The 21,511-nt window shown below is 37.5% G+C and carries 22 protein-coding genes; 8 read left to right on the forward strand and 14 right to left on the reverse strand.

The genetic code is table 11. The features are described 5' to 3' along the window. Positions 1-30 precede the first annotated feature (30 nt). The 5 genes from ACQ4QH_RS09930 to ACQ4QH_RS09950 all read right to left on the reverse strand — a co-directional run bounded on the left by ACQ4QH_RS09930 (position 31) and on the right by ACQ4QH_RS09950 (position 4,570). Positions 31-525 carry a hypothetical protein gene (locus ACQ4QH_RS09930; RefSeq protein WP_439818747.1) on the reverse strand — a complete coding sequence of 165 codons (495 nt, stop codon included), beginning with the start codon at positions 523-525 and terminating at the stop codon, positions 31-33. Between the two features lie 99 nt (positions 526-624). Further along, on the reverse strand, positions 625-801 hold the full coding sequence (locus ACQ4QH_RS09935) for a hypothetical protein (RefSeq protein ID WP_439818748.1): 177 nt from the start codon (positions 799-801) through the stop codon (positions 625-627). Positions 802-930: 129 nt separating this feature from the next. Next, positions 931-2,238 carry an NCS2 family permease gene (locus ACQ4QH_RS09940; protein WP_251939283.1) on the reverse strand — a complete coding sequence of 436 codons (1,308 nt, stop codon included), beginning with the start codon at positions 2,236-2,238 and terminating at the stop codon, positions 931-933. A gap of 182 nt (positions 2,239-2,420) precedes the next feature. Further along, the gene (locus ACQ4QH_RS09945; RefSeq protein ID WP_439818749.1) at positions 2,421-3,707 is read right to left on the reverse strand and encodes an O-acetylhomoserine aminocarboxypropyltransferase/cysteine synthase family protein; all 1,287 of its coding nucleotides are present in this window, start codon (positions 3,705-3,707) and stop codon (positions 2,421-2,423) included. Next, the gene (locus ACQ4QH_RS09950; protein ID WP_439818750.1) at positions 3,704-4,570 is read right to left on the reverse strand and encodes a homoserine O-acetyltransferase/O-succinyltransferase family protein; all 867 of its coding nucleotides are present in this window, start codon (positions 4,568-4,570) and stop codon (positions 3,704-3,706) included. Before ACQ4QH_RS09950 ends, ACQ4QH_RS09945 begins: the two co-directional genes overlap by 4 nt. Before the next feature lie 470 nt (positions 4,571-5,040). On the opposite strand from ACQ4QH_RS09950, the gene ACQ4QH_RS09955 reads away from it, so the two are divergent. Further along, a complete protein-coding gene (locus ACQ4QH_RS09955; RefSeq protein ID WP_439818751.1) occupies positions 5,041-5,730 on the forward strand; it encodes a hypothetical protein in 690 nt (229 codons plus the stop codon). Positions 5,731-5,793: 63 nt separating this feature from the next. Here the strand turns inward: ACQ4QH_RS09955 and ACQ4QH_RS09960 are convergent, their stop codons facing one another. From ACQ4QH_RS09960 to ACQ4QH_RS09970, 3 genes are read right to left on the reverse strand one after another with little or no spacing between them, the layout of a single operon-like run. Then, entirely contained in the window at positions 5,794-6,504 is a 711-nt protein-coding gene (locus ACQ4QH_RS09960; RefSeq protein ID WP_439818752.1) for a hypothetical protein, read from the reverse strand. Continuing rightward, positions 6,504-7,211, reverse strand: coding sequence for an ATP-binding cassette domain-containing protein (locus tag ACQ4QH_RS09965; protein ID WP_251939297.1), 708 nt, complete (start codon positions 7,209-7,211; stop codon positions 6,504-6,506). The genes ACQ4QH_RS09960 and ACQ4QH_RS09965 overlap by 1 nt, the downstream gene beginning before the upstream one ends. Further along, the gene (locus tag ACQ4QH_RS09970) at positions 7,198-7,590 is read right to left on the reverse strand and encodes a GntR family transcriptional regulator (RefSeq protein ID WP_251939300.1); all 393 of its coding nucleotides are present in this window, start codon (positions 7,588-7,590) and stop codon (positions 7,198-7,200) included. Before ACQ4QH_RS09970 ends, ACQ4QH_RS09965 begins: the two co-directional genes overlap by 14 nt. A gap of 123 nt (positions 7,591-7,713) precedes the next feature. Between ACQ4QH_RS09970 and ACQ4QH_RS09975 the strand changes: the two genes are divergently transcribed. Continuing rightward, positions 7,714-8,412 (forward strand): ribonuclease H1 domain-containing protein, encoded by a 699-nt coding sequence (locus ACQ4QH_RS09975; protein ID WP_439818753.1) that lies wholly within the window; start codon positions 7,714-7,716, stop codon positions 8,410-8,412. Positions 8,413-8,737: 325 nt separating this feature from the next. On the opposite strand, the gene ACQ4QH_RS09980 is transcribed toward ACQ4QH_RS09975, so the two are convergent. Together ACQ4QH_RS09980 and ACQ4QH_RS09985 are read right to left on the reverse strand one after the other, a co-directional pair. Next, positions 8,738-9,556: a Cof-type HAD-IIB family hydrolase gene (locus tag ACQ4QH_RS09980; RefSeq protein WP_439818754.1), complete on the reverse strand. Its 819-nt coding sequence runs from the start codon at positions 9,554-9,556 to the stop codon at positions 8,738-8,740. 52 nt (positions 9,557-9,608) lie between these two features. Further along, positions 9,609-10,952, reverse strand: a complete 1,344-nt coding sequence (locus ACQ4QH_RS09985) for a TrkH family potassium uptake protein (protein WP_439818755.1) — start codon at positions 10,950-10,952, stop codon at positions 9,609-9,611. Positions 10,953-11,685: 733 nt separating this feature from the next. Here ACQ4QH_RS09985 and rlmH point away from each other — a divergent pair. The 5 genes from rlmH to arsC all read left to right on the forward strand — a co-directional run bounded on the left by rlmH (position 11,686) and on the right by arsC (position 17,040). Beyond that, a complete protein-coding gene (gene rlmH / locus ACQ4QH_RS09990; RefSeq protein ID WP_002828273.1) occupies positions 11,686-12,165 on the forward strand; it encodes a 23S rRNA (pseudouridine(1915)-N(3))-methyltransferase RlmH in 480 nt (159 codons plus the stop codon). 244 nt (positions 12,166-12,409) lie between these two features. Continuing rightward, complete coding sequence (locus ACQ4QH_RS09995; RefSeq protein ID WP_439818756.1) at positions 12,410-13,504, forward strand: alpha-hydroxy-acid oxidizing protein; 1,095 nt, start codon at positions 12,410-12,412, stop codon at positions 13,502-13,504. 49 nt (positions 13,505-13,553) lie between these two features. Continuing rightward, the gene (locus tag ACQ4QH_RS10000; protein WP_439818757.1) at positions 13,554-14,414 is read left to right on the forward strand and encodes a formate/nitrite transporter family protein; all 861 of its coding nucleotides are present in this window, start codon (positions 13,554-13,556) and stop codon (positions 14,412-14,414) included. A gap of 280 nt (positions 14,415-14,694) precedes the next feature. Then, positions 14,695-16,449: a thiamine pyrophosphate-dependent enzyme gene (locus ACQ4QH_RS10005; RefSeq protein WP_439818758.1), complete on the forward strand. Its 1,755-nt coding sequence runs from the start codon at positions 14,695-14,697 to the stop codon at positions 16,447-16,449. Between the two features lie 183 nt (positions 16,450-16,632). Then, positions 16,633-17,040: an arsenate reductase (thioredoxin) gene (arsC, locus tag ACQ4QH_RS10010; protein ID WP_439818759.1), complete on the forward strand. Its 408-nt coding sequence runs from the start codon at positions 16,633-16,635 to the stop codon at positions 17,038-17,040. A 143-nt stretch (positions 17,041-17,183) separates the two neighbouring features. Here the strand turns inward: arsC and ACQ4QH_RS10015 are convergent, their stop codons facing one another. Continuing rightward, positions 17,184-18,113, reverse strand: a complete 930-nt coding sequence (locus ACQ4QH_RS10015; protein WP_439818760.1) for a hypothetical protein — start codon at positions 18,111-18,113, stop codon at positions 17,184-17,186. 284 nt (positions 18,114-18,397) lie between these two features. On the opposite strand from ACQ4QH_RS10015, the gene ACQ4QH_RS10020 reads away from it, so the two are divergent. Next, positions 18,398-19,495 (forward strand): lipocalin-like domain-containing protein, encoded by a 1,098-nt coding sequence (locus tag ACQ4QH_RS10020; RefSeq protein ID WP_439818761.1) that lies wholly within the window; start codon positions 18,398-18,400, stop codon positions 19,493-19,495. 81 nt (positions 19,496-19,576) lie between these two features. Here ACQ4QH_RS10020 and ACQ4QH_RS10025 read toward each other — a convergent pair whose 3' ends face one another. From ACQ4QH_RS10025 to ACQ4QH_RS10035, 3 genes are all read right to left on the reverse strand, one after another. Then, positions 19,577-20,323 (reverse strand): LiaF transmembrane domain-containing protein, encoded by a 747-nt coding sequence (locus tag ACQ4QH_RS10025; protein WP_439818762.1) that lies wholly within the window; start codon positions 20,321-20,323, stop codon positions 19,577-19,579. Between the two features lie 5 nt (positions 20,324-20,328). Continuing rightward, the gene (locus tag ACQ4QH_RS10030) at positions 20,329-20,778 is read right to left on the reverse strand and encodes a LytTR family DNA-binding domain-containing protein (protein ID WP_439818763.1); all 450 of its coding nucleotides are present in this window, start codon (positions 20,776-20,778) and stop codon (positions 20,329-20,331) included. A gap of 227 nt (positions 20,779-21,005) precedes the next feature. After that, the gene (locus ACQ4QH_RS10035) at positions 21,006-21,497 is read right to left on the reverse strand and encodes a GNAT family N-acetyltransferase (RefSeq protein ID WP_439818764.1); all 492 of its coding nucleotides are present in this window, start codon (positions 21,495-21,497) and stop codon (positions 21,006-21,008) included. Positions 21,498-21,511: the final 14 nt, after the last annotated feature.

The raw sequence follows: 21,511 nt of genomic DNA on the forward strand, positions 1-21,511 counted from the left end.
ACGATTGTCACACTTTCATTTTAAATATCACTATTCTTGACGTGATTGCACAACCGTCCAATCATGAATCGTTCGATCATCTGGGTCCTTAAATACCAACCATGAATTAGTGCCACCAAAATACAAAAACAACCCGATTTCGTTGACACTTTTCAGTATAATATCTTTGGTTGTAATGAGCGTCTCGGGGTCAAACGCATCAGCGTGTTCTGCACGTATTTGTTTCGCAAAACGTGCATCTACTCCTAAGCTACCATCAGCTTTCAACGGTGCATCTGCTAACATTTTAGCACCAGCTACTAAACGCATTTCATTACGTTTTTGCCAGTAGATGGTTGCCTTAGTCCCAACAAAATCAGTATTGAAAGGCACCTCGGTAATAGCAGACTTGAAACGGTGTTGCGGCTTAGCAGGCATTCTCTTCTTTTTAGCCACTGTAATACCTAGTAATGCTAGTAGTGGCGAAACTTCGGTCCAGTATGCCTTGACGGTTTCGTGCTGATTGTCTGTCAAATGGTCAGCCATTGATGATTCTAGCTTTAGCTTAGCTGCAACGGCAAGCTCATCAATATATAATGCTAATTTGTTAGCTGCTAAACTTGTTGGCGGTGTAATGACTACTGCTCACGTAGCCATTACATTATTTGGCACCTGATCAATACTGAGTAATTGCTCATTTTTAAGGTACAATGTCACAACATTGGCACTAGGATTTGGCACTTTATTAGTCAAGACAATTTGACCATCACCAAGTGGCACATTAAGCGTTGTATCGGTATAATCTGTGTTAATGGTAATCATCGATTTTCCTTTCAAAAATTGTCATTGGTATTAAATTGATACTTAGTATATTGCATAATTTTACAATAAAAAAGCGTCAAAACGAAGATAAAGAACTTCGTTTTGACGCTTTTGTTTCACGTGAAACTATTAACCATTTGTTTGTAAGATGTAAACAAATATAATGAAAATCAATCCTAAGGCATACATGATAGGATGAACTTTCTTACCACGTCCTGTCACTAGCATCAACAATGGATAAACAATAAATCCTAAGGCGATACCATCAGAAATTGAATATGACAATGGCATACCCAAAATCGTTAGGAATGATGCTGCAGCAACTGGGAAGTCATTCCAATCAATTGCTGACAAATTGCTAGCCATCAAAATTCCAACAATAATCAATGCTGGTGCAGTCACATTAGATGTCACAACGACTAGCAATGGTGAAAAGAATAGTGACAACAACAAGAAAATTCCTGTAAAGAATGATGTCAATCCTGTACGACCACCAACAGCAATACCTGTTGATGATTCAACATAAGCCGTTGTTGGTGATGTTCCCAAAAGTGAACCACCCAACATACCAATGGCATCAGCCATCAACGCTTTACCGGCACGTGGCAATTCATTATTTACCAAGAATCCACCAGAACGGGCAATTCCAATCAATGAACCAGCCGTATCAAAGAATGCAACTAGCAAGAAGGTTAGAATAACCGGTATCATTTGCCAAGTAAATACATCTTGTAAGCCAAAAATAGCTTGTCCAAAAGTTGGTGCCAAACTTGGTATACCAGAAACAATTGATGAAGGTAATGGAATTAAGCCGGTTACCAATCCAATAATTGATGTTGCAACCATCCCAATAAAGATTGCACCTGGGACCTTACGTGCATACAATGCAAAAGTAATTAACACACCAGCAATCGTTAGCAAGACTTTAGGATCACTCCAATCACCCCAACCAATAATCGTTGATTTATTTGCGGCAATCAAACCACCATCAACCAATCCAATCATGGCAATGAAAAGTCCAATACCACCAGCAATGGCAGCCTTTAAGTCCGCTGGAATCGCATTAATGATCGTTTCACGAATTTTGAAAACGGTCAATAGCCAGAAAATAACACCAGCAACAAAGACACCAGCTAAAGCTGTTTGCCATTTTACGCCCATGCCAATAACAACACTGTAAGCGAAGAAGGCATTGATACCAAGTCCAGGAGCAATTGCAAATGGATACTTTGCAACAACACCCATAAAGATGGTTGCAATAGCAGCAATTAGACCTGTTGCAACAAAGACAGCATTTTTGTCCATGCCCGTTGCACCAAGTACTGAAGGGTTAACGAATAAAATATAAGCCATTGATAGGAAAGTTGTTAAACCTGCTAGTAACTCAGTTTTAACAGAAGTTCCTGACTCAGACAGCTTGAAGTAACGCTCAAACATGTAGATCAGACCCCTTAATAAAAAATTCAATTTTAAAACAACCACCCTATTGTATTATATTTAACCGTAAAAAATCAAAGAATATCTTATTTTTTTCGTAAAATAACGCATGAATAGGCTTACAAAACGAACTTTAAGTGTTATTATCCGAACAATCAGTCAAAGCGTCAACTATCCTGTGCTCAATCAAGCTTATCCAGCGCTTGCTGGAGGTCGGCAATCAAATCATCAACATTTTCAACACCAACGGATACACGAATTAAATCAGGTGTTGTCCCTGTTGCCGCCAACTCTTCTTCACTTAATTGTGCATGGGTCGTTGATGCAGGATGAATGATCAATGATTTCGCATCGGCTACATTAGCTAGCAATGAAAATAGTTTCAAATTCTTGATCAGTTCTTTACCAGCTGCTTCACCACCCTTAAGTCCAAGTGTAAAAATTGATGTCACACCATTTGGAAAGTATTTTTCAGCTAGTGCATGGTACTTATTACCTGGCAATCCTGGATAATTGATCCAAGCAACCTTGTCATGATGACTCAAAAATTCAACAATCTTTTTTGTGTTAGCAACATGTCGTTCAACGCGCAATGATAACGATTCCAATCCTTGAAGCAGCAGGAAAGAATTAAACGGCGAAATCGTTGCTCCTAAGTCACGCAATGATTCGGCACGTACTTTAGTTGTAAAGGCAGCTGGTGCTAAATCAGCAAAGACCAGGCCATCATATTGATCGTTGGGCTCGGTAAAGCCTGGATAACGACCACTCTTACGATAATCAAATTTACCATCTTCAACAATGACACCGCCCATCGTCGTACCATGCCCACCAATAAATTTTGTTGCTGAATGAATCACAATATCAGCGCCATGCTCTAATGGACGAACTAAATAAGGTGTACCGAAAGTATTATCAACTAGTAGTAGTACCCCGTTTTCATGCGCAACTTCTGCTACCGCTTCAAAATCAATTAGATTGATTCCTGGATTACCAATGCTTTCAATATAGACAGCCTTTGTATGTTCATTAATCGCATCCCCAAAGTTTTTTGGATCATCTGGATCAACAAAGTGCGTCTTAATACCCAACTTTGGCAACGTGACATTAAATAAATCGTATGTTCCGCCATACAATGTACTAGCCGCAACGATTTCATCGCCTTCACCGGCAATATTAAGAATAGCTGCTGTAATTGCAGCAGCTCCCGTTGCCAAAGTCACGCCTGCCGTACCATTTTCTAAGGCAGCAACTCGCTTATCAACTACATCAGTTGTCGGATTCGTTAAACGGGTATAAATATTGCCTGGCTCAGTCAGCCCAAATCGACCCGCTGCTTGTTCAGGATCTTTAAATACATATGACGTTGTTTGGTAAATTGGTACTGCCCGTGATCCCGTTTCATCAACCGTCTGTCCCGCATGAACCTGTAATGTTTCAAAGTGTAGGTTTTGATTTTCTTCTGTCATAAATTTTTCACGACTTTCTTTTGCACAACTTGCCCTACCCAATTCCGATAAAATTGACGGCTAGCGGTAAGCCAAGAATAGTTGACCTGTTCTTTGGAGTCATTTAAATAGTAATTGTGTGGTGGATCAACTACTAAACCACGCTGATAATCACGCTGATACTCCCGATCTAAAGTATATTGCGTGTACTCCGGATGCCCTGTCACAAACACTGCATTAGTCAATTGGTCTGCCAAAACCATTGGTCCAACTTCTGGTGCTGAAGCTATCACCTCAAGTTCATTTGGCAACCCTGCTTGTGGCAAAACAAGATCAGTGTGGCGTGACTGCGGCATTCGAAAAAGCCCTCCAGCACCAAAGCCATAAATTAAATGCGACTTACTAAGTATGGTATCCGCTGCAAAAATACCACTAAGTTTGCGTGCCCGCAGTACCTTTTGAAAACCATACTGCTGATATAATGCTGCCTGAGCTGCCCAACATTCATAGATGACAGGAATTTTTTGCTCACTAAAACTCGTGATAACTGCTTGTAGCTCGTGCCAGTAATCCACCATCTCAAATGGCAATTTTTCTACTGGTGCTCCAGTAACTATCCAGCCATCCATTTTCTGTTTCAATCCATTCGTCAATGTTTCATAATGACTTTTAACAGCAACCGCCGAACTATATCTAAATTGATGTGTTTCAGGATAAAAAAAGGATAGCGCAACATTTTGTTCATTCTGACTGAGTAAACTAATAAATTGTTCTTCTGTCTCTTGCCTGTTTGGCATTAAATTAATAATGCCTATTTCCAACGTTTGTCTTGGCACTTCACTATGCATTTTTTTGGATAACCCATTTCTTAAATATACGGTCATAAAAACATCACACCTCCTTTATCCGACAAATAAAAAAACCTTCACCCTGTACTATTTAAAAAGTACAGGGCGAAGGTTTCGTGTTACCACCTGTTTTTTCCTATTCGTTCACACTAATAGGCTCATTAAGTTCACTATTCAAGTAAACTCGGTATTTTTAACGTGTACCACTCCGAAAGTATCAGCCAACCGACCGATATTCTGACTCTAAGTTCATCTTCACTACTCACACGTGTATCGTCCATCTCACCAATTGAACTTCTCTGTCTACTAGTTTATAGCTACTCTTCTTTTCATAGTCTCATTTATTTTTAATTTTTCTCATACTAACATTCCCCATTTTGATTGTCAAATAATTTTTAAAACGTCTATTTATTTTGATTCAAACGCAAATCAGAAAAACTCATCAATCACTTTGTCAAAAGTTTGTTAGAATGAACACGAAGGTTATTTATTCTAGAGGTATTTTTATGTATAACGAACATGGGCAACTGCGACGATTATCTTCACATGAAATCGTCATCTATTTTCTAGCAGGATTACTTTTCAATACATTTGGAAACGGTATTACGGTTGCCGCTAACATGGGATCAGCCCCATGGACAGCATCCGCAGCTAATCTTGCTAATCTCACAGGCACTTCAATTAGTGTATTTTTATTCTTCTATGGTGTTTTTGCAGCAACCTTAGTTTGTATCTTGCAACGAAACATCGACTGGCCTCACGTCATTGGTAACATTATTTTCGTTGTTGCCTTTAGTAGCATTATTGGTATTGTGTCAACACGTCTAACCGCACTTGGTGTGGGAACTCTACCGATTGCTTGGCGAACAATCATTGATTTTATTGGGGTCATTTTTATTGGTTTCGGTGTATCAATCACGCAACGCCTACAATTCATTCTGCACCCAATTGACGATTTAACTAATTTGACACGATTTATGTTTTTTAAAGGAAATGCTGCCATTTCACAAATCATTAACTTCTCATTCCCTATGCTGATTTCAATGATTGTTTGGGCATTTTCAGGTGAATTAGTTGCTATTAATATTGGTACACTATTTTCATTTTTCTTCCAAGGCATGTTCGTTGGTTACGCTGATCACCATGTTTTCGGTCATTTAGCACACAAGCTCAATAATATTAAAGTCAGCCACTAAATAAATAAGGTCGCCAATCGACTAGGATTGGCGACCTTATTCTTATTTAACAATTACTTCATACTACTTAGCTTCATTATGATAGCGTAACAAATACCAAATGAGAACCAGCATGACAATATCAACAATAATATCTGATATCCAATTATCTGGTATCCAAGATACAGCGTACCCCATTACAAAAATCATCGTAATCAATCCTAATACTTTAACTCGTTGTTGCCACTTATCACTGACGAATCCCATCAACCAATTATTAGTAACCACGGCTAAATTAACAAATAAATACAGTGCTATCGTCGCATCAAATGCAATACCAATTTGAGACAACGGAATAGTGGTTAATACATCCACAATAGCGTCATGATAGGAAGAGTTTAAAAACCATTCAAGCCCCAAAAAGGCAATACTGGTAATAAGCACCGCAAATACACCAACCACAAAGCGTGCAATGAGGTTCCAAATAACTAATTGCTCGACCCGTGCTGGTAATAAAATATATTTTGACTTATTCCAAGATTTTGCGGCAGAAACAAACGTTCGCACACCAAGAATTAAATTAATACAAATTACTAGTGCTCCTTCATAAACAACCAACCGATCTTTAAATGAAGTTGGCTCAATCGTTCCAGAAATCTCCGCATGTGACACAAATGGTAATAATTGCCAAATAAAAATGAAAATCCCAACAATCGCGCCAATTCCCATGATAAACATCGCACGGTTCAAGGAATCCTTAGCAAAAATTTTAAAGAGTCGTGTGTTTGTTAACATTATTCACGTCCTCCATTATCTTCGATATACAGTTGTGTATAGTACTGCTCCAATGATAAACCTTCTTCCTTACGAATCTGTTCAACCGACTCATAAGCTAATAGACGACCATCCTTCAAAATAATTGCATCATCCACAAGACTTTCAATCTCCTGGATGTAATGAGTTGAAACAAGGACGGTTGCTTCTTCAGGCAACCAGTGTAATAATGACTGCATAATTTTTTTTCGTGCTAAAACATCAACACCACCAAAGGGTTCGTCTAATAAATAAACGGATGTATCACGTGAAATAGTCAGCGCAATGAGTAACTTTTCAATGGTTCCTGTCGATAACTTTGCAATACGTTTTGTACGATCGATCCGCATGAACTTAATCAATTCTTCCATTCGCTGCTCATTAAAATCAGGATATCCCATCTTAAAATAATCCACGATATCACTGACACGATCATAATTATTTGCCCAGTCTAGTGTTGATACATATGATAACTTGGCTTTAATCTTCGCTCCCATCTTACCATCAATCATAATATCTGAATGGGGATTAGGCTCAATCAGACCAGCAATTAAGCGCATTAAAGTTGTTTTACCTACGCCGTTTTCCCCCAACAAGGCGACTGTGCGGTGTGATGGTATCTTAAAGCTCAAACCACGTAGAATGACGTGTCGGCTTTTTGTATAGTGCAAATTATTAACCTGTAACATTATCCCTCCTCGTCCGTTCATCCTCATACTCTTTAATGGCACTTGCAATTAAGCCTGGTATTTCTTGTACTTGTGCAACGTGCATTATCTCATTAATATACTCTTGTGTGACATGCATTTTCTTGTTTGATTTAATCATGTCAATCTTAGTAGCGTCCTCAGTCACAAAATTACCCTGTCCTCGTTTCGTTACAATCAACCCGCGTGTAACTAACTGATTAACGGCATTCTGCACTGTGCGTGTGCTAACAATTAAATTAACTGCTAAATCACGGACACCTGGAATTTTATGACCAATTTGGTATTTTCCTTCAAGAATCTGTTGTTCCAACCAAGTTGCTACTTGTAAATATATGGGCTGATTTGAACTAAATTCCATATTGGCTCCTTTCAGTGTTGCACTGTTATACTACACTGAAACAACAAGCATTGTCAAATTGGCAAACCATCAGAAAATACGCTATTATTAGGGCAACAACTTCATGATTAAAGGTGATTTAAAATGAAAACATACGCTATTGTCGGTAATAAATACGAAGGTCTCTACACCAAACCTTGGTCAGAGGTCAAAGCTTACACACAAACAAAGCCAGCCCCAAAATTTAAAGGCTTTACAACAAAATCCGAAGCGCAAGCCTGGTTTGATAGCCAAGTTTCCGCGAAAAACGACACATCACGCCAATATAGTACCGCCTACAATGGCACATTTCACGCAAATCCCAACCAATATTATATTTTTACTGATGGCGGTAGCCGTAATACTGGTAATATCGCTGGTGGTCATGTCAAAGATACCGATAAAGCCGGCTGGGCAATTGCCATTTATCATGGTTCTAACCTCAATGAGCCTGTGTTTACTGATAGCGGCGCAGACTGGGGCCGCACCAATAACGAAATGGAAATGTTGGCACTAATCAACGCCTTGTTACAAACTGCTAAAGTATCAACACCCGTTACAATTGTTAGTGATTCTAAATATGTTTTAGATACCGTAACAAATTGGATGTATAACTGGTCAGCAAACGGTTGGCGTAAAAGTTCTGGTGAAATTGCCAATCTAAAAGCTTGGCAACAAATTTACGCACTGATCAAACCACTGGCAACACGTTTATCATTTATTTGGGTTAAAGGTCATGCAACAAGTCATGGTAATATCACTGTTGATCATCTATTAAATGATGCAATGGATCATTTATCATAACAAAAGACAATTTACATCAAATTGTAGCGTTTTTCACAAGTTAAGGCTAGCATTTTTCACAAACATGCAATAACAGGGGAACAAAAGATTAATAAGATTAACAAGCGCATCTGAAACAGAAAATATCGCACACTCATAAATTGTATATTTATGCAAAAAAGTAAAGCGCGAAGAACAGGGATTGCGGAAATTACGCTACATTAAGGTTTTAAACTTTTGGAACGCATTGATGCTATAAAACTTCCATACTTATAATTAATACACTATAAAAAGAGATTGGAACATTTTCATTTGTCCCAATCTCTTTTTTTATGATGTATTCTTTTTACAGTAGGGTATCTACAGTCTTTAATACGCCATCATGATTGTTATCATCAACAGCTGCTGGATAAAGAGCTTTTAGTGATTCATCACCATTAATCATGGCAAAGGGGTAGGCAGCAGCATTCAACATTTCTGCATCATTTAGTCCATCACCAAAAGCAACCAAATTTTCATTCAATTTTAAACCATAATGACTCGCAAGAACCTGCAGACCATTAGCTTTATTGATATGTGGTGCGACAATATCTACTGAACCGTAACCGGATGTCGTGACGTGTGCTCGACTACCTAACCGTACACGTGCCAAATCAATAAACTCTTGTGTCTGTTCAGTCTCATAAGTTACTGTTACTTTCAAAATTGGTTCATGAATTTGATCAACAAAGTCAATGAACTGTAAATTATCATGCACTTTTTTCATTCTTGCTTTATGCAAAAGATTTAAACGTGCTTGCGATTGTAACATAAAAGCAGTTTCTGCACCGGTAAAGACTGCACCATGCAAAGGTTTAAATGGCATTTCATTAACCACCGCCATGATATCTGTCACATCTACCACATCTAAACCAACCATTTGTAGTATTTCACCATCTGCTGTTCTCACAACAGCACCATTATCAGCAACTAAATCATAACGTCCTGCGAAAGACTTAAAGAATGGATCCACTGAATCAACATCACGACCAGTTGCAACAACAAAATAACCACCTTGCAGCGTTATCTTATCCAAAACATCTGCAAAATGTGTTTTATGATAATGTTTCTGATCATTAAAGAATGTACTATCCAAATCGGATGCAATCATCTTGATTTCTGACATGCTCAAAACTCCCATCATTTTCTACCTTATAGTTTACGCAATTGATAGATTTTTAGCCAATAATTACTTCTTCAGTTGGATACTGATAACTACTTGGCTTGTCACGAATATTCATCACTGAAAACATCACTGTATATAGACCAACACGACCGATAAACATCACAATCATAATAACAACTTCACCAAAATTGGTAAGATGTGGGGTCAGTCCTAATGAAAAACCCGTCGTTGAGAAAGCTGAAATGACTTCAAAGACAATATATTCCATGCCTTGACCTTTAGGAATTGTTTCAGTTACTGTCAACAATAGTGAAACTGCAGCCACAAAAACAATTGAAATAACCGCTAACATCATCGCTTTAATAACAATTTTAGGACTAAAACGACGTCCACCAAAATTCACTTGTTCCTGGCCACGGAGTGCTGCAAGTGATTGCATCCATAAAATACCCAACGTTGTTGTCTTAATACCACCAGAAGTAGATCCTGGTGTTCCACCAACAAACATTAGCAATGTGATAATCATTATACCTGCCGCAGAAATATTAGATAGTGGCACAACCTCAAGTCCCGCCGTACGAGGCACAACCGCTAAAAACAAACTATCAAGAATTCGATGACCAAGCGATGATGTACGGGCTAGAGGTGCCAAAACGTTTTCAGTAAGCAAAAACATGGCAAAACTTAACCCAATTAACCATCCTGACACATTTAGCGCTACTTTAGTATGTAGACTAACTCGGCGTTGCTTGTAGAAAAGTAATAAATCACGCCAAACAAGAAATCCTAAGGAACCTGCCGTAATTAGTAACATCCAAATAATCAAAATATATGGATCATTTTGAAGAAATGATACTGGTTTATCAAAGAAGGTGAAGCCTGCATTTCCAAATGCTGAAATCGAAGAAGCTACACTCAGATAAATCCCTTTACCAATACCAAAACGAGGAATAAAGTCAGGCAACATCAATACTGCACCGACAATTTGAATAATCGCTGACAGCGAGAAGACGTATGACAATACACTCTTAACATCTGCTAAATTACGCAAATTCAATGCTTGCTGCGCCATCAATCGCGCTTTCAAATCCAAACGTTGACCAGTTATCGCAAACAACAATACCGCAAACGTCATGAACCCTAACGCACCAATCTCAATCATAACCAGCAGAACAACTTGTCCAAACGTCGACCAAGTTGCTGCTGTATTAACAACTGTTAACCCCGTAATCGCCGTAGCTGATACGGCAGTAAACAGAGCATCAAGAAAATTAACATGCACACCAGTTTGCTGCGAAACAGGCATCCTTAATATAAAAGCCCCAACAAATATAATCGCCAAGAATCCAAACGTTAATACTTGTGGTGGCGTTAATTTGCTAAATATTTTTTTCATAATTAAGTATCTCCCAACTTTCTTATATTATACAGGAGCAGGGCAAAAGTTTTTCACAGATTTTTGTGGATAACTTGAGGAAAAGTCCACGTATTCCACCGCTTTCTGTGGAAAACATGTTAATAACTCGCAATTTATTGTTGAGAAAGCCTATTAAATCAATGCATATGTCAATGTGGATAACCTGTTAAAACTAATTGTAATGAACAAAAGGTTATTAAATTAGGCTTTTAGCTTTAAATTAGGTTAAACCTTGCATAATAATTGAAATTTAACCTAATCATCGTTCAATTTATCAAAATTATACGTCTTTAAAACGTTTTATATAAATTTAGGTGATTAATTATTCCTATAAAAGGCAAAAATATCGAATGTTATCTTGGTTTTAGCTCCATATATTTTGTAAAATGATTTAAAAGCAACTTTTTATATTGTGTATAACTTTTTTAATACTTATTTATTATGAGTATAATTTCACTAATTTAGCGTTTACAAATGCCGTTATCATCACTTTTTACAAGTTATCCACAGCCATTATTCACAACAGTGGATAAATGTCTAAAAATATTCACAAAGATCGCTGTACACTTTGGTATAATAATGCTCGCAGGCATTTTTTAGGTTGTGGTTAACTTGTGGATAACGTATTTTTTACGATTTTTTTTAGTACTTATCCACATCTTATAAAACAGTTTATAAAATTAACGAACTATTTAAGAAAGGCACACAAACAATGAACATAAAAATTATCGGTGTTGGCAAATTAAAGGAAAAATACCTGAAAGATGGTATTGCAGAATACGCAAAACGTTTGCATAAATTCGCAAAAGTAGAAATTATTGAAGTTCCTGATGAAAAAGCACCCGAACAATTATCACAGGCCCAAATGGATCAAGTGATGGCAAAAGAAGGTGACCGTATCCTTAATAAAATTAAAGATAAGGAGTACGTTTTTGCATTAGCAATTAAAGGAACAGAACGCTCTAGTGAAGAACTTGCTGCCGAAATCGATCATTTAACGACCACAGGTAAGTCCGATTTAACTTTTGTGATTGGTGGATCATTAGGATTAGCACCAGATGTTCTAAAGCGTGCCAACACACAAATCAGTTTTGGTCGTTTCACATTACCACATCAATTAATGCGTCTAGTATTAACTGAACAAATTTACCGTAGTTTTATGATTAATGCACATACGCCTTATCATAAATAATTCATACGAATCACAAATTTTTTGACCAATTTTTGTATATATAAACACTATTAAATACATTTTCTAGTTTCCATTAAATGTCCCATATGTGATTAAATAAACAATGATTTTGCATGATAAATGATATTAATTTTAATATTAAATCTTGTATTCCGGAATTAAATAGTGTAAGGTACTCCTTGTAGGTTAATGTAAACGCTTACAATAATTGAGAGTTTATTTAATTTTAAGGAGATTTATACATATGGCAGAGTACATTGCTAGTGAACGTGAAGGACAAATTGATTTTGTTAATACAAATGATTTAGAAGAAGCTGCTGCAAATGTTATCCCAAAAGGTGGGTATGGGTACATTCAAAGTGGTGCTGGTGATCTAATTACATACAAGAACAATGTCAAAGCATTCGATAAGAAGGTAATTGTACCAGGTGTTTTACGTGATGTTGAAGATCCGGATACATCCGTTGATTTTCAAGACATGCACTTAACAGCGCCAATTATTATGGCACCGGTTGCCGCACATGGTTTAGCTCACGTTGAAGGTGAAAAGTATTCAGCTAAAGGTGTTGCAAACTTTGGTTCAATTTTCACTGCTTCATCATTCGCGTCAACAACACTAGAAGATATTCGTGAAGCTGGTGGTCAAGATGCCAACCAATGGTTCCAATTCTACATGAGTAAGGACAATGGTATTAACGACCAGATTATTGCAACTGCTGAGCGCAACGGTTCAAAGGCTATTGTTTTAACCGCTGATGCAACACTCGGTGGTAACCGTGAGGCTGACAAGCGTAATCACTTTACTTTCCCATTAGTAATGCCTATTGTGGCTGCCTACCAATCTGGTGTTGGTCAAACAATGGATGCTGTCTACAAGTCCGCTAAGCAAAAACTAGCACCTCGTGATGTTGAATACATTGCCAGTCATACTGATATTCCTGTCTATGTTAAGGGGGTTCAATCTGCTGAAGATGTTTACCGTTCACTAGATGCTGGGGCTCGTGGCATCTGGGTAACAAACCACGGTGGTCGCCAATTAGATGGTGGCCCTGCAGCCTTTGAATCACTAGAAACTGTTGCTGAAGCAGTCAATGGTCGCGCACCCGTTGTCTTTGATAGTGGTGTTCGTCGTGGTCAACATGTCTTCAAGGCGCTTGCTTCTGGTGCTGATCTTGTTGCTATTGGTCGTCCTGTTATTTACGGTCTATCACTTGGTGGCGCAGCCGGGGTTGAGCAAGTCTTTAACTTCTTTAAGAATGAGTTAGCTCTAGTTATGCAATTAGCCGGTACTCAAACAATCGATGACGTTAAAAAATTCACTTTACAAGACGCTTGGTAATAAATAATAAATTTAAATAAAATTATTGACTGATATATTAGGAGAAGACATGGATATACCACAAGATAGAGATTATGCTGCTGACATTCCCAGCGTAGCAGCAAAAGAAGAACCAGTTGAGAAGTCACCGTTATTTAAAAAAATCGATGATGCTTTAATGAATAAAGTTGCATTATTTAATAATAGTTATGCACGTTATGCAGCTCGTTCAATGTTAGCAACATTATTCTTAACGCTAGGTACTGCGGCAGCCTTTGGTACTGCCATACAAGCCGAAAAGTTTTTACCAGGATCTGGTAAGTTTACCTTTGCCTTTATGTTTAGCTGGTCATTGGTTATGATTATATTTATGGGGGCTGAGCTAGGTACCTCTAATATGCTTTTCATGACGGTTGGTGTTTACCGTAAGAAGCTCAGATTCTCTAAAGCCGCTAAAATCCTTGGCACAACACTATTGTTTAACCTAATTGGTGGTATCATTTTTGCTTATATGATTTCCTTAACTGGTCCATTCCAAGACTTGCCAGCTGGTAATTACTTGTTTACCGGAATTGCTGCCAAATTAAGTAAGTCATCAATTCAAATCTTCGTTGAAGCAATCTTTGCTAACGTTATCGTTAACACAGCATTCTTTATCAACTTGCGCATGAAGGATGATGCAGGTAAAGTTATGGCAATTATTTTCGTCATCTTTATCTTCGCCTTCTTGGGATATGAACACGTTATCGCTAACTTCCCAGCATTCTCATTAGCATTTTTCGCATCACACGGAACGATTCCTGGTATGACACTTGTTAGTGTTATTCATAATTTGTTCTTTGCTTTGATTGGAAACTATGTTGGTGGCGGCTTGTTGATCGGTATGACCTACGCTTGGTTGAACCGCACAAAGACATCATACGTTGATTAATAAAAATTTCATAGAAATGTAAAAAGCATTGCAGCTGGTGGGGCTGCAATGCTTTTTTAGTGTTATTTTTTACATCTTTGAAACCGCACATTTAACAAGCTTTTCGGTGGTATTTTCCTATTTCAAATTTGTGATTTCTCAAAATAAATTCAAACAAAACCCTTTACTTACAAAAAGTAAGTGTTAAACTAGAATTTGTTCGTTAATTGAACACAACTAGGAAAATAAAACTAAGAACGATTTTATACCGCTCTTTCATATTTGAAAGGAAGTATTTGCCATGTCAAAGATGATAGCAGGACAAGCATTAGCAAAAGTTTTAGAGAAATGGGACGTTGATCACGTCTACGGTATAACAGCAGATTCAATCAATAATTTAGTTGATGGTTTGTACTTAGAACGCGAAAATATTAAATATGTTCAGGTACGCCATGAAGAAATTGGTGCTTTAGCAGCAGCAGCTGATGCTAAACTAACTGGAACAATTGGCGTTGCTTTTGGTTCAGCAGGACCAGGTTCAGTACATATGTTAAACGGTTTGTATGATGCAAAAATGGACCATACACCCGTTTTGGCTTTGGTCGGACAATCGGCAACTGGGGTGATGAACACCAATTTCTTCCAAGAGATGAATCAAGATCCAATCTTTGCGGATGTTGCGACATTCCATAAGCAAGTTGTCAGCGCTGACCAAATTCCTAAAGTTATTGACGAAGCCATTCGCTCTGCTTATGCCACTCGTTCAGTATCCGTTGTTATCTTACCAGACGACTTATCTGGACAAGAAATTGATTACACTGAATTCCAAACTGCTAATTTGAAGCAAAACAAATTGGACTTAGCAATCTCAGCAGATGACGTTGCTCGTGTAGCAAATGCGATTAAAGCTGCCAAGCGACCAATCATGTACGTTGGCCAAGGTGTCCGTGGTGCACGTGAGGTAGCAGTCACCGTTTCTGAAAAATTTGGGTTACCTGTCTTATCAACAGCACCCGCAACAGACGTTTTCCCAACAAATCATCCAAATTACATGGGTGTCCGTGGTCGCTTAGGAACGAAATCTGGTTTTGAAGTTAGCCAAGCCAGTGACTTGATCTTATTTATTGGTACTAATTATCCATTTGCACGTTATATGCCACAAGATAAAACAATTATTCAAGTGAATAATAACTTAGCTGATTTAGGTAAACAAATCGACGCCAATATCACTGTATTGGCTGATGCGCACCGTTTCTTATCCGCATTAGCAGATACTGATTATCAAGCTGAATCAACTGCTTTCCTAAAGGCAGCACAAAAAGATCGTGTCTTATGGTTAAACTGGCTAGATAAACTTGCCAACAATGACGAAAATGGACTACGTGCTGAAGGCGTATTACAGGCTATTAAAGAGAATGCCACCGCCAATGCTGTCTTTGGTCTTGATGTTGGTAACAACACTGAGTGGTCACTTCGTCAATTACCTTTTGATAAAGATCAAAAATTTACGATGTCAGCTTGGTACGGCACGATGGGATTTGGGCTACCAGCCGGATTAGCCGGTAAGTTAAGCTTCCCAGATCGCCAAGTTTGGTCTATTTCTGGGGATGGTGGTTACGCCATGGTCATGCCTGATTTATTGACTGAAGTAAAGTACAATCTACCAGTTATCAATGTCATCCTAGAGAATCGTTCATTTGGTTTCATTGCTCACGAAAAAATCCAAGCCAACCAAGCACCTTATGGTATTGACTTATTAGGTGCCGATTGGGGAAAGATGGCTGATAATATGGGAGCTATTGGTTTCACTGTGACAAACCTTGCCGAATTAAATGATGCCATGATTAAAATCAATGATCTACAGGCTAATGGCAATACAAAACCAATTGTACTGGATGCCAAAATTCAAGATATTGACCCAATTGATACGAGTTTTATGCCTCTTGAAACCAGTATCTTTGGTGAAGAAATGGTTCAAAATTACCGTAACACTTATGATCTAAATGCAGACGAGCAACCTGCATTTAGTGATATTCTAAAAGAATTTGAAAATTAATTTAACGCTTTAGCACCACCAATCTACTAACTTTAATTTGTTTAGTAGGTTGGTGGCGCTTTTTGTATAAAATAATTACGCATATCCTAGATGAGAATTTTATTGTCAATTGCTATCGACCAGTCTATAATTCAAAGCAAATATCTTGCTATTTTGACTTAATTTCAAGGATAAAAATTCATTATGAAAAAAATATATTTCATTTGTACAGGCAATTCTTGTCGCAGCCAAATTGCTGAAGGCTATGCAAAATTATATTTTGCTAACCAGGACGTCGTGATTCGTAGTGCAGGGGTTGAGACACATGGCCTCAACCCACGTGCAGTTGCTATTATGCAAGAAGACAATGTTGATATTTCTCAACAAACCTCAGATTTAATTGATCCAGATTACTTTAATCAATGCGACCTCATTGTCACATTATGTGGAGATGCTCGCGATAAGTGCCCAGTCATCCCTAGTACAAGTAAACATCTTCATTGGGATTTACCTGATCCAGCTCGTACAACTGGATCAGAGGCAGAAATTATGGCTGTATTTCGTCAGGCACGAGATGACATTAAAGAACGTATTCATAGTCTAACAATTTAAAAAATAAATGTATGCCAAAGACAGGTTTTAAATTTTATGGACACGTCTAAAGCCACCAATCTCCCAAATTAAAATGGAGACTGGTGGCTTTATTCGTCTATGAAAACAATCTATGTGTCAGCTATCTCTGTTAATTTTGATTGTTAAGCTTCACGAAATATTTTTCTATTTGGTGAAATAACGCCAAACAGTAGCGTGACTAACATCAAAATCAAATGAACAACAACTAGCCAAGGTCGATCTTGGAAAATACCAATATAAAATCCCATGTACATTGACACAATATAACTTAACCCAAACTGCAAAATATATGACCAATCAATCTGCTCAAAGAAAACAACTTGATGCCTCATAAAAATAATATACAGTGCATAAAGGAGTGTACCAATAAATAGGATTAGGAAGGCTGTAATGGCAAATACTGGTACAAACTTATAAATAACTGCATATACAGCTACCACAACAATGAACGCAACCAGACCCTCTAGATAATTAACCAATGAAAACCAAAAACGTCGCACATTATTAGCTTGTACATGGAATCTATTATTATTCGCTGCCATAATTATCGATAATGGCACAATGGCGCCTGAATACCCCAAGTAATTCATCCACGGAATACCATACAAAGCATCGCGAGTAATATTTAGATTAATGTCATAGCCATGCCAGACCCACATACCACCACTTGTACGAATGGCGATAATATCCCAAATCAAGTCCCAACCGATAACAATTACATAAGCAATCATTCCCGCTGTAAAAGGACTTTTCGTGAGTTTTTTACCAGCTGCAATAGCAAGAGGCATTAAGAGACCCCAACCAAGGCCAACCCATAGCGGTACACTTTTAGACGCTGAAGCATCCCCAATATTAACAAAAAAGTGTGAATAATAATTATACGTCTTGAAAATATAAACACTAAACAATTCTAAAGAAACACCTAATAGTGAGCACGTAATTAATTGAAATAGTTGTTCCAATCTTTTATTTTTCACGAGCAAAATTGCCGCAGAAAGATAAACAATATAGAATACAACCTCAATCGTTCGTGCTAATGGTATATTAGACACAATGTAAAACCTCCTAATTAGATTGAAAAATAATAGCATGATAATCGATTACGTCTTAATCAATTATTTGTCATCATTCTAAAGCTAACTTTGACACGTGTCAACTTTTTTAATTTTAATCATTTCAAAAAAACACATTTCAAAATTTTCCATTAACAATAAGGCGGACAATACAATAAGCAACTTTTTAGCCAATTCTGTTGGTTGAGCGCCCAATCAAAATAGTTTTATAATGACCGTATAGTAAAAAGCTAATAATTATCGTATTAAAAGGGGGAATTTATATGGCAAGAGCACGTTTAATGGACCAACCCGCAGATTTTGAAAAATTAGGCATTGATCCTAGTCAAGTTCAAACTTGGGAAGATGGTCGTCGCGACACTGACACTCCTGGTACATCTGAAGTTTGGTATTTTGATGCAATTTTAGATGATGGTAGTAAAGCCGTTTTCTACTTCCATCCAAAATCACCATACAAGTTGCAAGAAGCAGGTGACCATCCAGATATTGGTATCTTCATCACCTCACCAGAAGGAAAAACTTATGGTCAGCAAATCATCGAATATCCCGCCGAAGATTCATTTTTTGGTAAAGATAAGTGTGATGTCAAAGTTGGACCACATCATGTCGTTGGTGATTTCAAAGATTATGACATTCATATTGATCCAGTTGCTGATGTTGCAGCCGACTTACATTTCCATGCAATCGTTAAGCCATTCCGACAAGGAAATACTGGTATCATTGCCTTAGGAGACAATGATGAGTATCACTATACTGATTTAAGTGTTGTCAATAATCAAGTAACCGGAACATTAACTTACAATGGTGAGACACATGAAGTTACCGGTTCTGGTTATCATGATCACCAATGGGTTAATATTTCACCAATTGTTGCTTGGCATCATTGGCTTTGGGGTCATCTGTACACAGAAAACTACACCGTATTGATTTATGACTTTGTGGCTGCAAAGCAATATGATTATAAGCAAATCCCATTCTTTGGCGTCATGGATAATAAAACTGGTGAAGTAATTTTCCAAACGGATGGTCACTTTACACTTGAAACTGAACTGACATTACAACCAGAAATCAAGAAGCACTTCCCAAAGACCTCAAAGTATACTTTCTCAAATACAGATGGGGAAACCGTTACCTTCACAACAGAATGGCAACAAGAACTTGAGGTTCGTAACATGTATTGGGGCGCAACTGATGAAGTTCGCGCTAACTATGATAAAATGGGCATTCAACCCGGCTATATGCGGTACTTCGCAAAGGGAACGGTATCATTTGAAAAGGATGGCGAACAAGTCACTGAATCAGGTGACATGATCTACGAGTACAATTACGGTGGTAAAGAAGATCCTGAAGCACACGTTTAATATCAGCAATTAAAAACTAAAAAAGGACAGCTATTATGTCATCTGAACTGCATTCAGTGACTGCCTAACTGTCCTTTTTTATTAAATATAATGTACATTGACTTGACCAAAACTTACCTGACCACGTAAATGAACTGTAATACCTTCTACATCAGAAATAACGCTATCAGGAACATTTACTGTACCCACTGTGTACTCCAGTTCATTCGATACTTGCCAATCTTTTGGTATGAATAATTCTGCTTGTCCCATTGACACATTTAAATTTATAACTAAATCTGATTGCGCAGGCACAACATCATCAAAGTATGCTTTTAAATCTCCTAAACTTACTTCAAAAGTCACTTGTTCTAACTGCTTATTGTGCAAATATCGTGTACTAGAAGTCACTTTGTCCACAAAATACAAAGCCGTGTCAGTATCTTCATTGGTGTGTGCATTAAAATGTCTGCTATGAATATTTTCCTCGAAGTAGTGTGAGCCATGATGATAACTCATCATTCGTTTACGATGGTGCTTTGCAATCCAGGGATGAAAAATCAGTGACAATCCAATATTCACAAGAATAGCAATTAAGATAATCATCCAAACCGAAATATGAGCAATTCCCAGCGCACTAGCATATACAATACTCAATGCCGCTAACGAAAAAACAACACCACTTATCCAAAGACTGACCAAACTAGTAATAAAAGTTGCTGCTAAAAACAATGTAAAAATTAACGTCCAGGGGCTATACGAGTATATGAACCAACCGAGTTGGCTACCTAACAAAATTGCTGCACCAATCAGTGCAAAACTTCCCCAAAACCATCTACCTTTTTTCAAATCGATTAACTCCTCTCATCTAACTGACGTTTAAATTCTTGATAATATGCTCGTGAAACATAGAGCTGTTTGTGACTATTCCGAAACCTAACTAAGTTTCTACGTAATGAATGATCAACTGAAAAAATTTGTTCCAAATTAACAATCGTTGATTTTGAACTACGTATAAAAGTCAGTGGCAAGCTTTCTTCTAACTCATATAACTTTAGCGATACCGAGTAAGTACTGTCAGCTGTATGCGCACAAACTTTTCGGTCAACTGTCTCAAAGAATAAAATATTTTCTAAATCAATAAAATAACGAATACCTTCCTGATAGAAAGCAATTTTAGGCTGTTCTTTAAATTGCTCAGTTATCTCCTTCATTAAACGATTTATCTGTTCATTCACGTCAGGCGTACGAATTGTTATTTCAGTGTCCGTCAGTCGTTCGTCGACTTCAAGATTGATTTTCACTCGTGCCACCTCCTTCTTTAATCAAAGCTTTGATGTTTATTATTTAACACTGAAAATCGCAAAAAGGAAAGGTGAATTGCCTATGTGGGAAGATTCCGTGCGTAACAGGTGCATATATTACGATAAATTCAACTCAGCAAGATATATAAATTAAAAAAGCCGCCAATCTAATTAAAATTGGCGACTCCCTAAGTATCTTATAACTACTGGTCCGAGCACTATAAAATTCAACTAATATCTTTCACGTAAACTCTAGAATTGCTATCTGGATAGGGATACTGAACAGTTAAGTGTTCCTTGGTAATTTGTGTAAAGCCTTGTTTTTCATAAAAATAATGTGAACGTTCTTCAGCCTCAGGTGTATCTAGTACCAATTGCTTAAAATCTTTATTTTCCGTAAATGTTATGAGTTGGGAAAATAATTTTGCTCCTAATCGTTCTGGATTACCACGATACTTCGGGTACGTAAAAAACTTTTTAAGAACCGCAACTTCATCCGTTATTGGTAGCAATGCAATTGTCCCAACAACCTGATTATCATCCAAAGCTATCCAAAATTGACCACCTTTTTGCTGATAATATTCTTTAATCATAAATAAATCGCTCTGTTCAATCATTTTAATATCTAACTTGGCTTCAATGTTTTGACAATAATTAACAAGATCAACAATACCCGCTAAATGTGTTGCACTCTCATCGTATGGTTGAATAATAACCATTCTTATTCCTCCTC

Source organism: Weissella paramesenteroides, assembly GCF_051903945.1.
GTDB lineage: Bacteria > Bacillota > Bacilli > Lactobacillales > Lactobacillaceae > Weissella > Weissella paramesenteroides_A.

Coding starts and splice junctions, on each gene's coding strand:
- ACQ4QH_RS09930 (WP_439818747.1), bottom strand. CDS start 525: ATGGCTGACCATTTGACAGACAATCAGCACGAAACCGTCAAGGCATAC.
- ACQ4QH_RS09935 (WP_439818748.1), bottom strand. CDS start 801: ATGATTACCATTAACACAGATTATACCGATACAACGCTTAATGTGCCA.
- ACQ4QH_RS09940 (WP_251939283.1), bottom strand. CDS start 2,238: ATGTTTGAGCGTTACTTCAAGCTGTCTGAGTCAGGAACTTCTGTTAAA.
- ACQ4QH_RS09945 (WP_439818749.1), bottom strand. CDS start 3,707: ATGACAGAAGAAAATCAAAACCTACACTTTGAAACATTACAGGTTCAT.
- ACQ4QH_RS09950 (WP_439818750.1), bottom strand. CDS start 4,570: ATGACCGTATATTTAAGAAATGGGTTATCCAAAAAAATGCATAGTGAA.
- ACQ4QH_RS09955 (WP_439818751.1), top strand. CDS start 5,041: ATGTATAACGAACATGGGCAACTGCGACGATTATCTTCACATGAAATC.
- ACQ4QH_RS09960 (WP_439818752.1), bottom strand. CDS start 6,504: ATGTTAACAAACACACGACTCTTTAAAATTTTTGCTAAGGATTCCTTG.
- ACQ4QH_RS09965 (WP_251939297.1), bottom strand. CDS start 7,211: ATGTTACAGGTTAATAATTTGCACTATACAAAAAGCCGACACGTCATT.
- ACQ4QH_RS09970 (WP_251939300.1), bottom strand. CDS start 7,590: ATGGAATTTAGTTCAAATCAGCCCATATATTTACAAGTAGCAACTTGG.
- ACQ4QH_RS09975 (WP_439818753.1), top strand. CDS start 7,714: ATGAAAACATACGCTATTGTCGGTAATAAATACGAAGGTCTCTACACC.
- ACQ4QH_RS09980 (WP_439818754.1), bottom strand. CDS start 9,556: ATGTCAGAAATCAAGATGATTGCATCCGATTTGGATAGTACATTCTTT.
- ACQ4QH_RS09985 (WP_439818755.1), bottom strand. CDS start 10,952: ATGAAAAAAATATTTAGCAAATTAACGCCACCACAAGTATTAACGTTT.
- rlmH (WP_002828273.1), top strand. CDS start 11,686: ATGAACATAAAAATTATCGGTGTTGGCAAATTAAAGGAAAAATACCTG.
- ACQ4QH_RS09995 (WP_439818756.1), top strand. CDS start 12,410: ATGGCAGAGTACATTGCTAGTGAACGTGAAGGACAAATTGATTTTGTT.
- ACQ4QH_RS10000 (WP_439818757.1), top strand. CDS start 13,554: ATGGATATACCACAAGATAGAGATTATGCTGCTGACATTCCCAGCGTA.
- ACQ4QH_RS10005 (WP_439818758.1), top strand. CDS start 14,695: ATGTCAAAGATGATAGCAGGACAAGCATTAGCAAAAGTTTTAGAGAAA.
- arsC (WP_439818759.1), top strand. CDS start 16,633: ATGAAAAAAATATATTTCATTTGTACAGGCAATTCTTGTCGCAGCCAA.
- ACQ4QH_RS10020 (WP_439818761.1), top strand. CDS start 18,398: ATGGCAAGAGCACGTTTAATGGACCAACCCGCAGATTTTGAAAAATTA.
- ACQ4QH_RS10035 (WP_439818764.1), bottom strand. CDS start 21,497: ATGGTTATTATTCAACCATACGATGAGAGTGCAACACATTTAGCGGGT.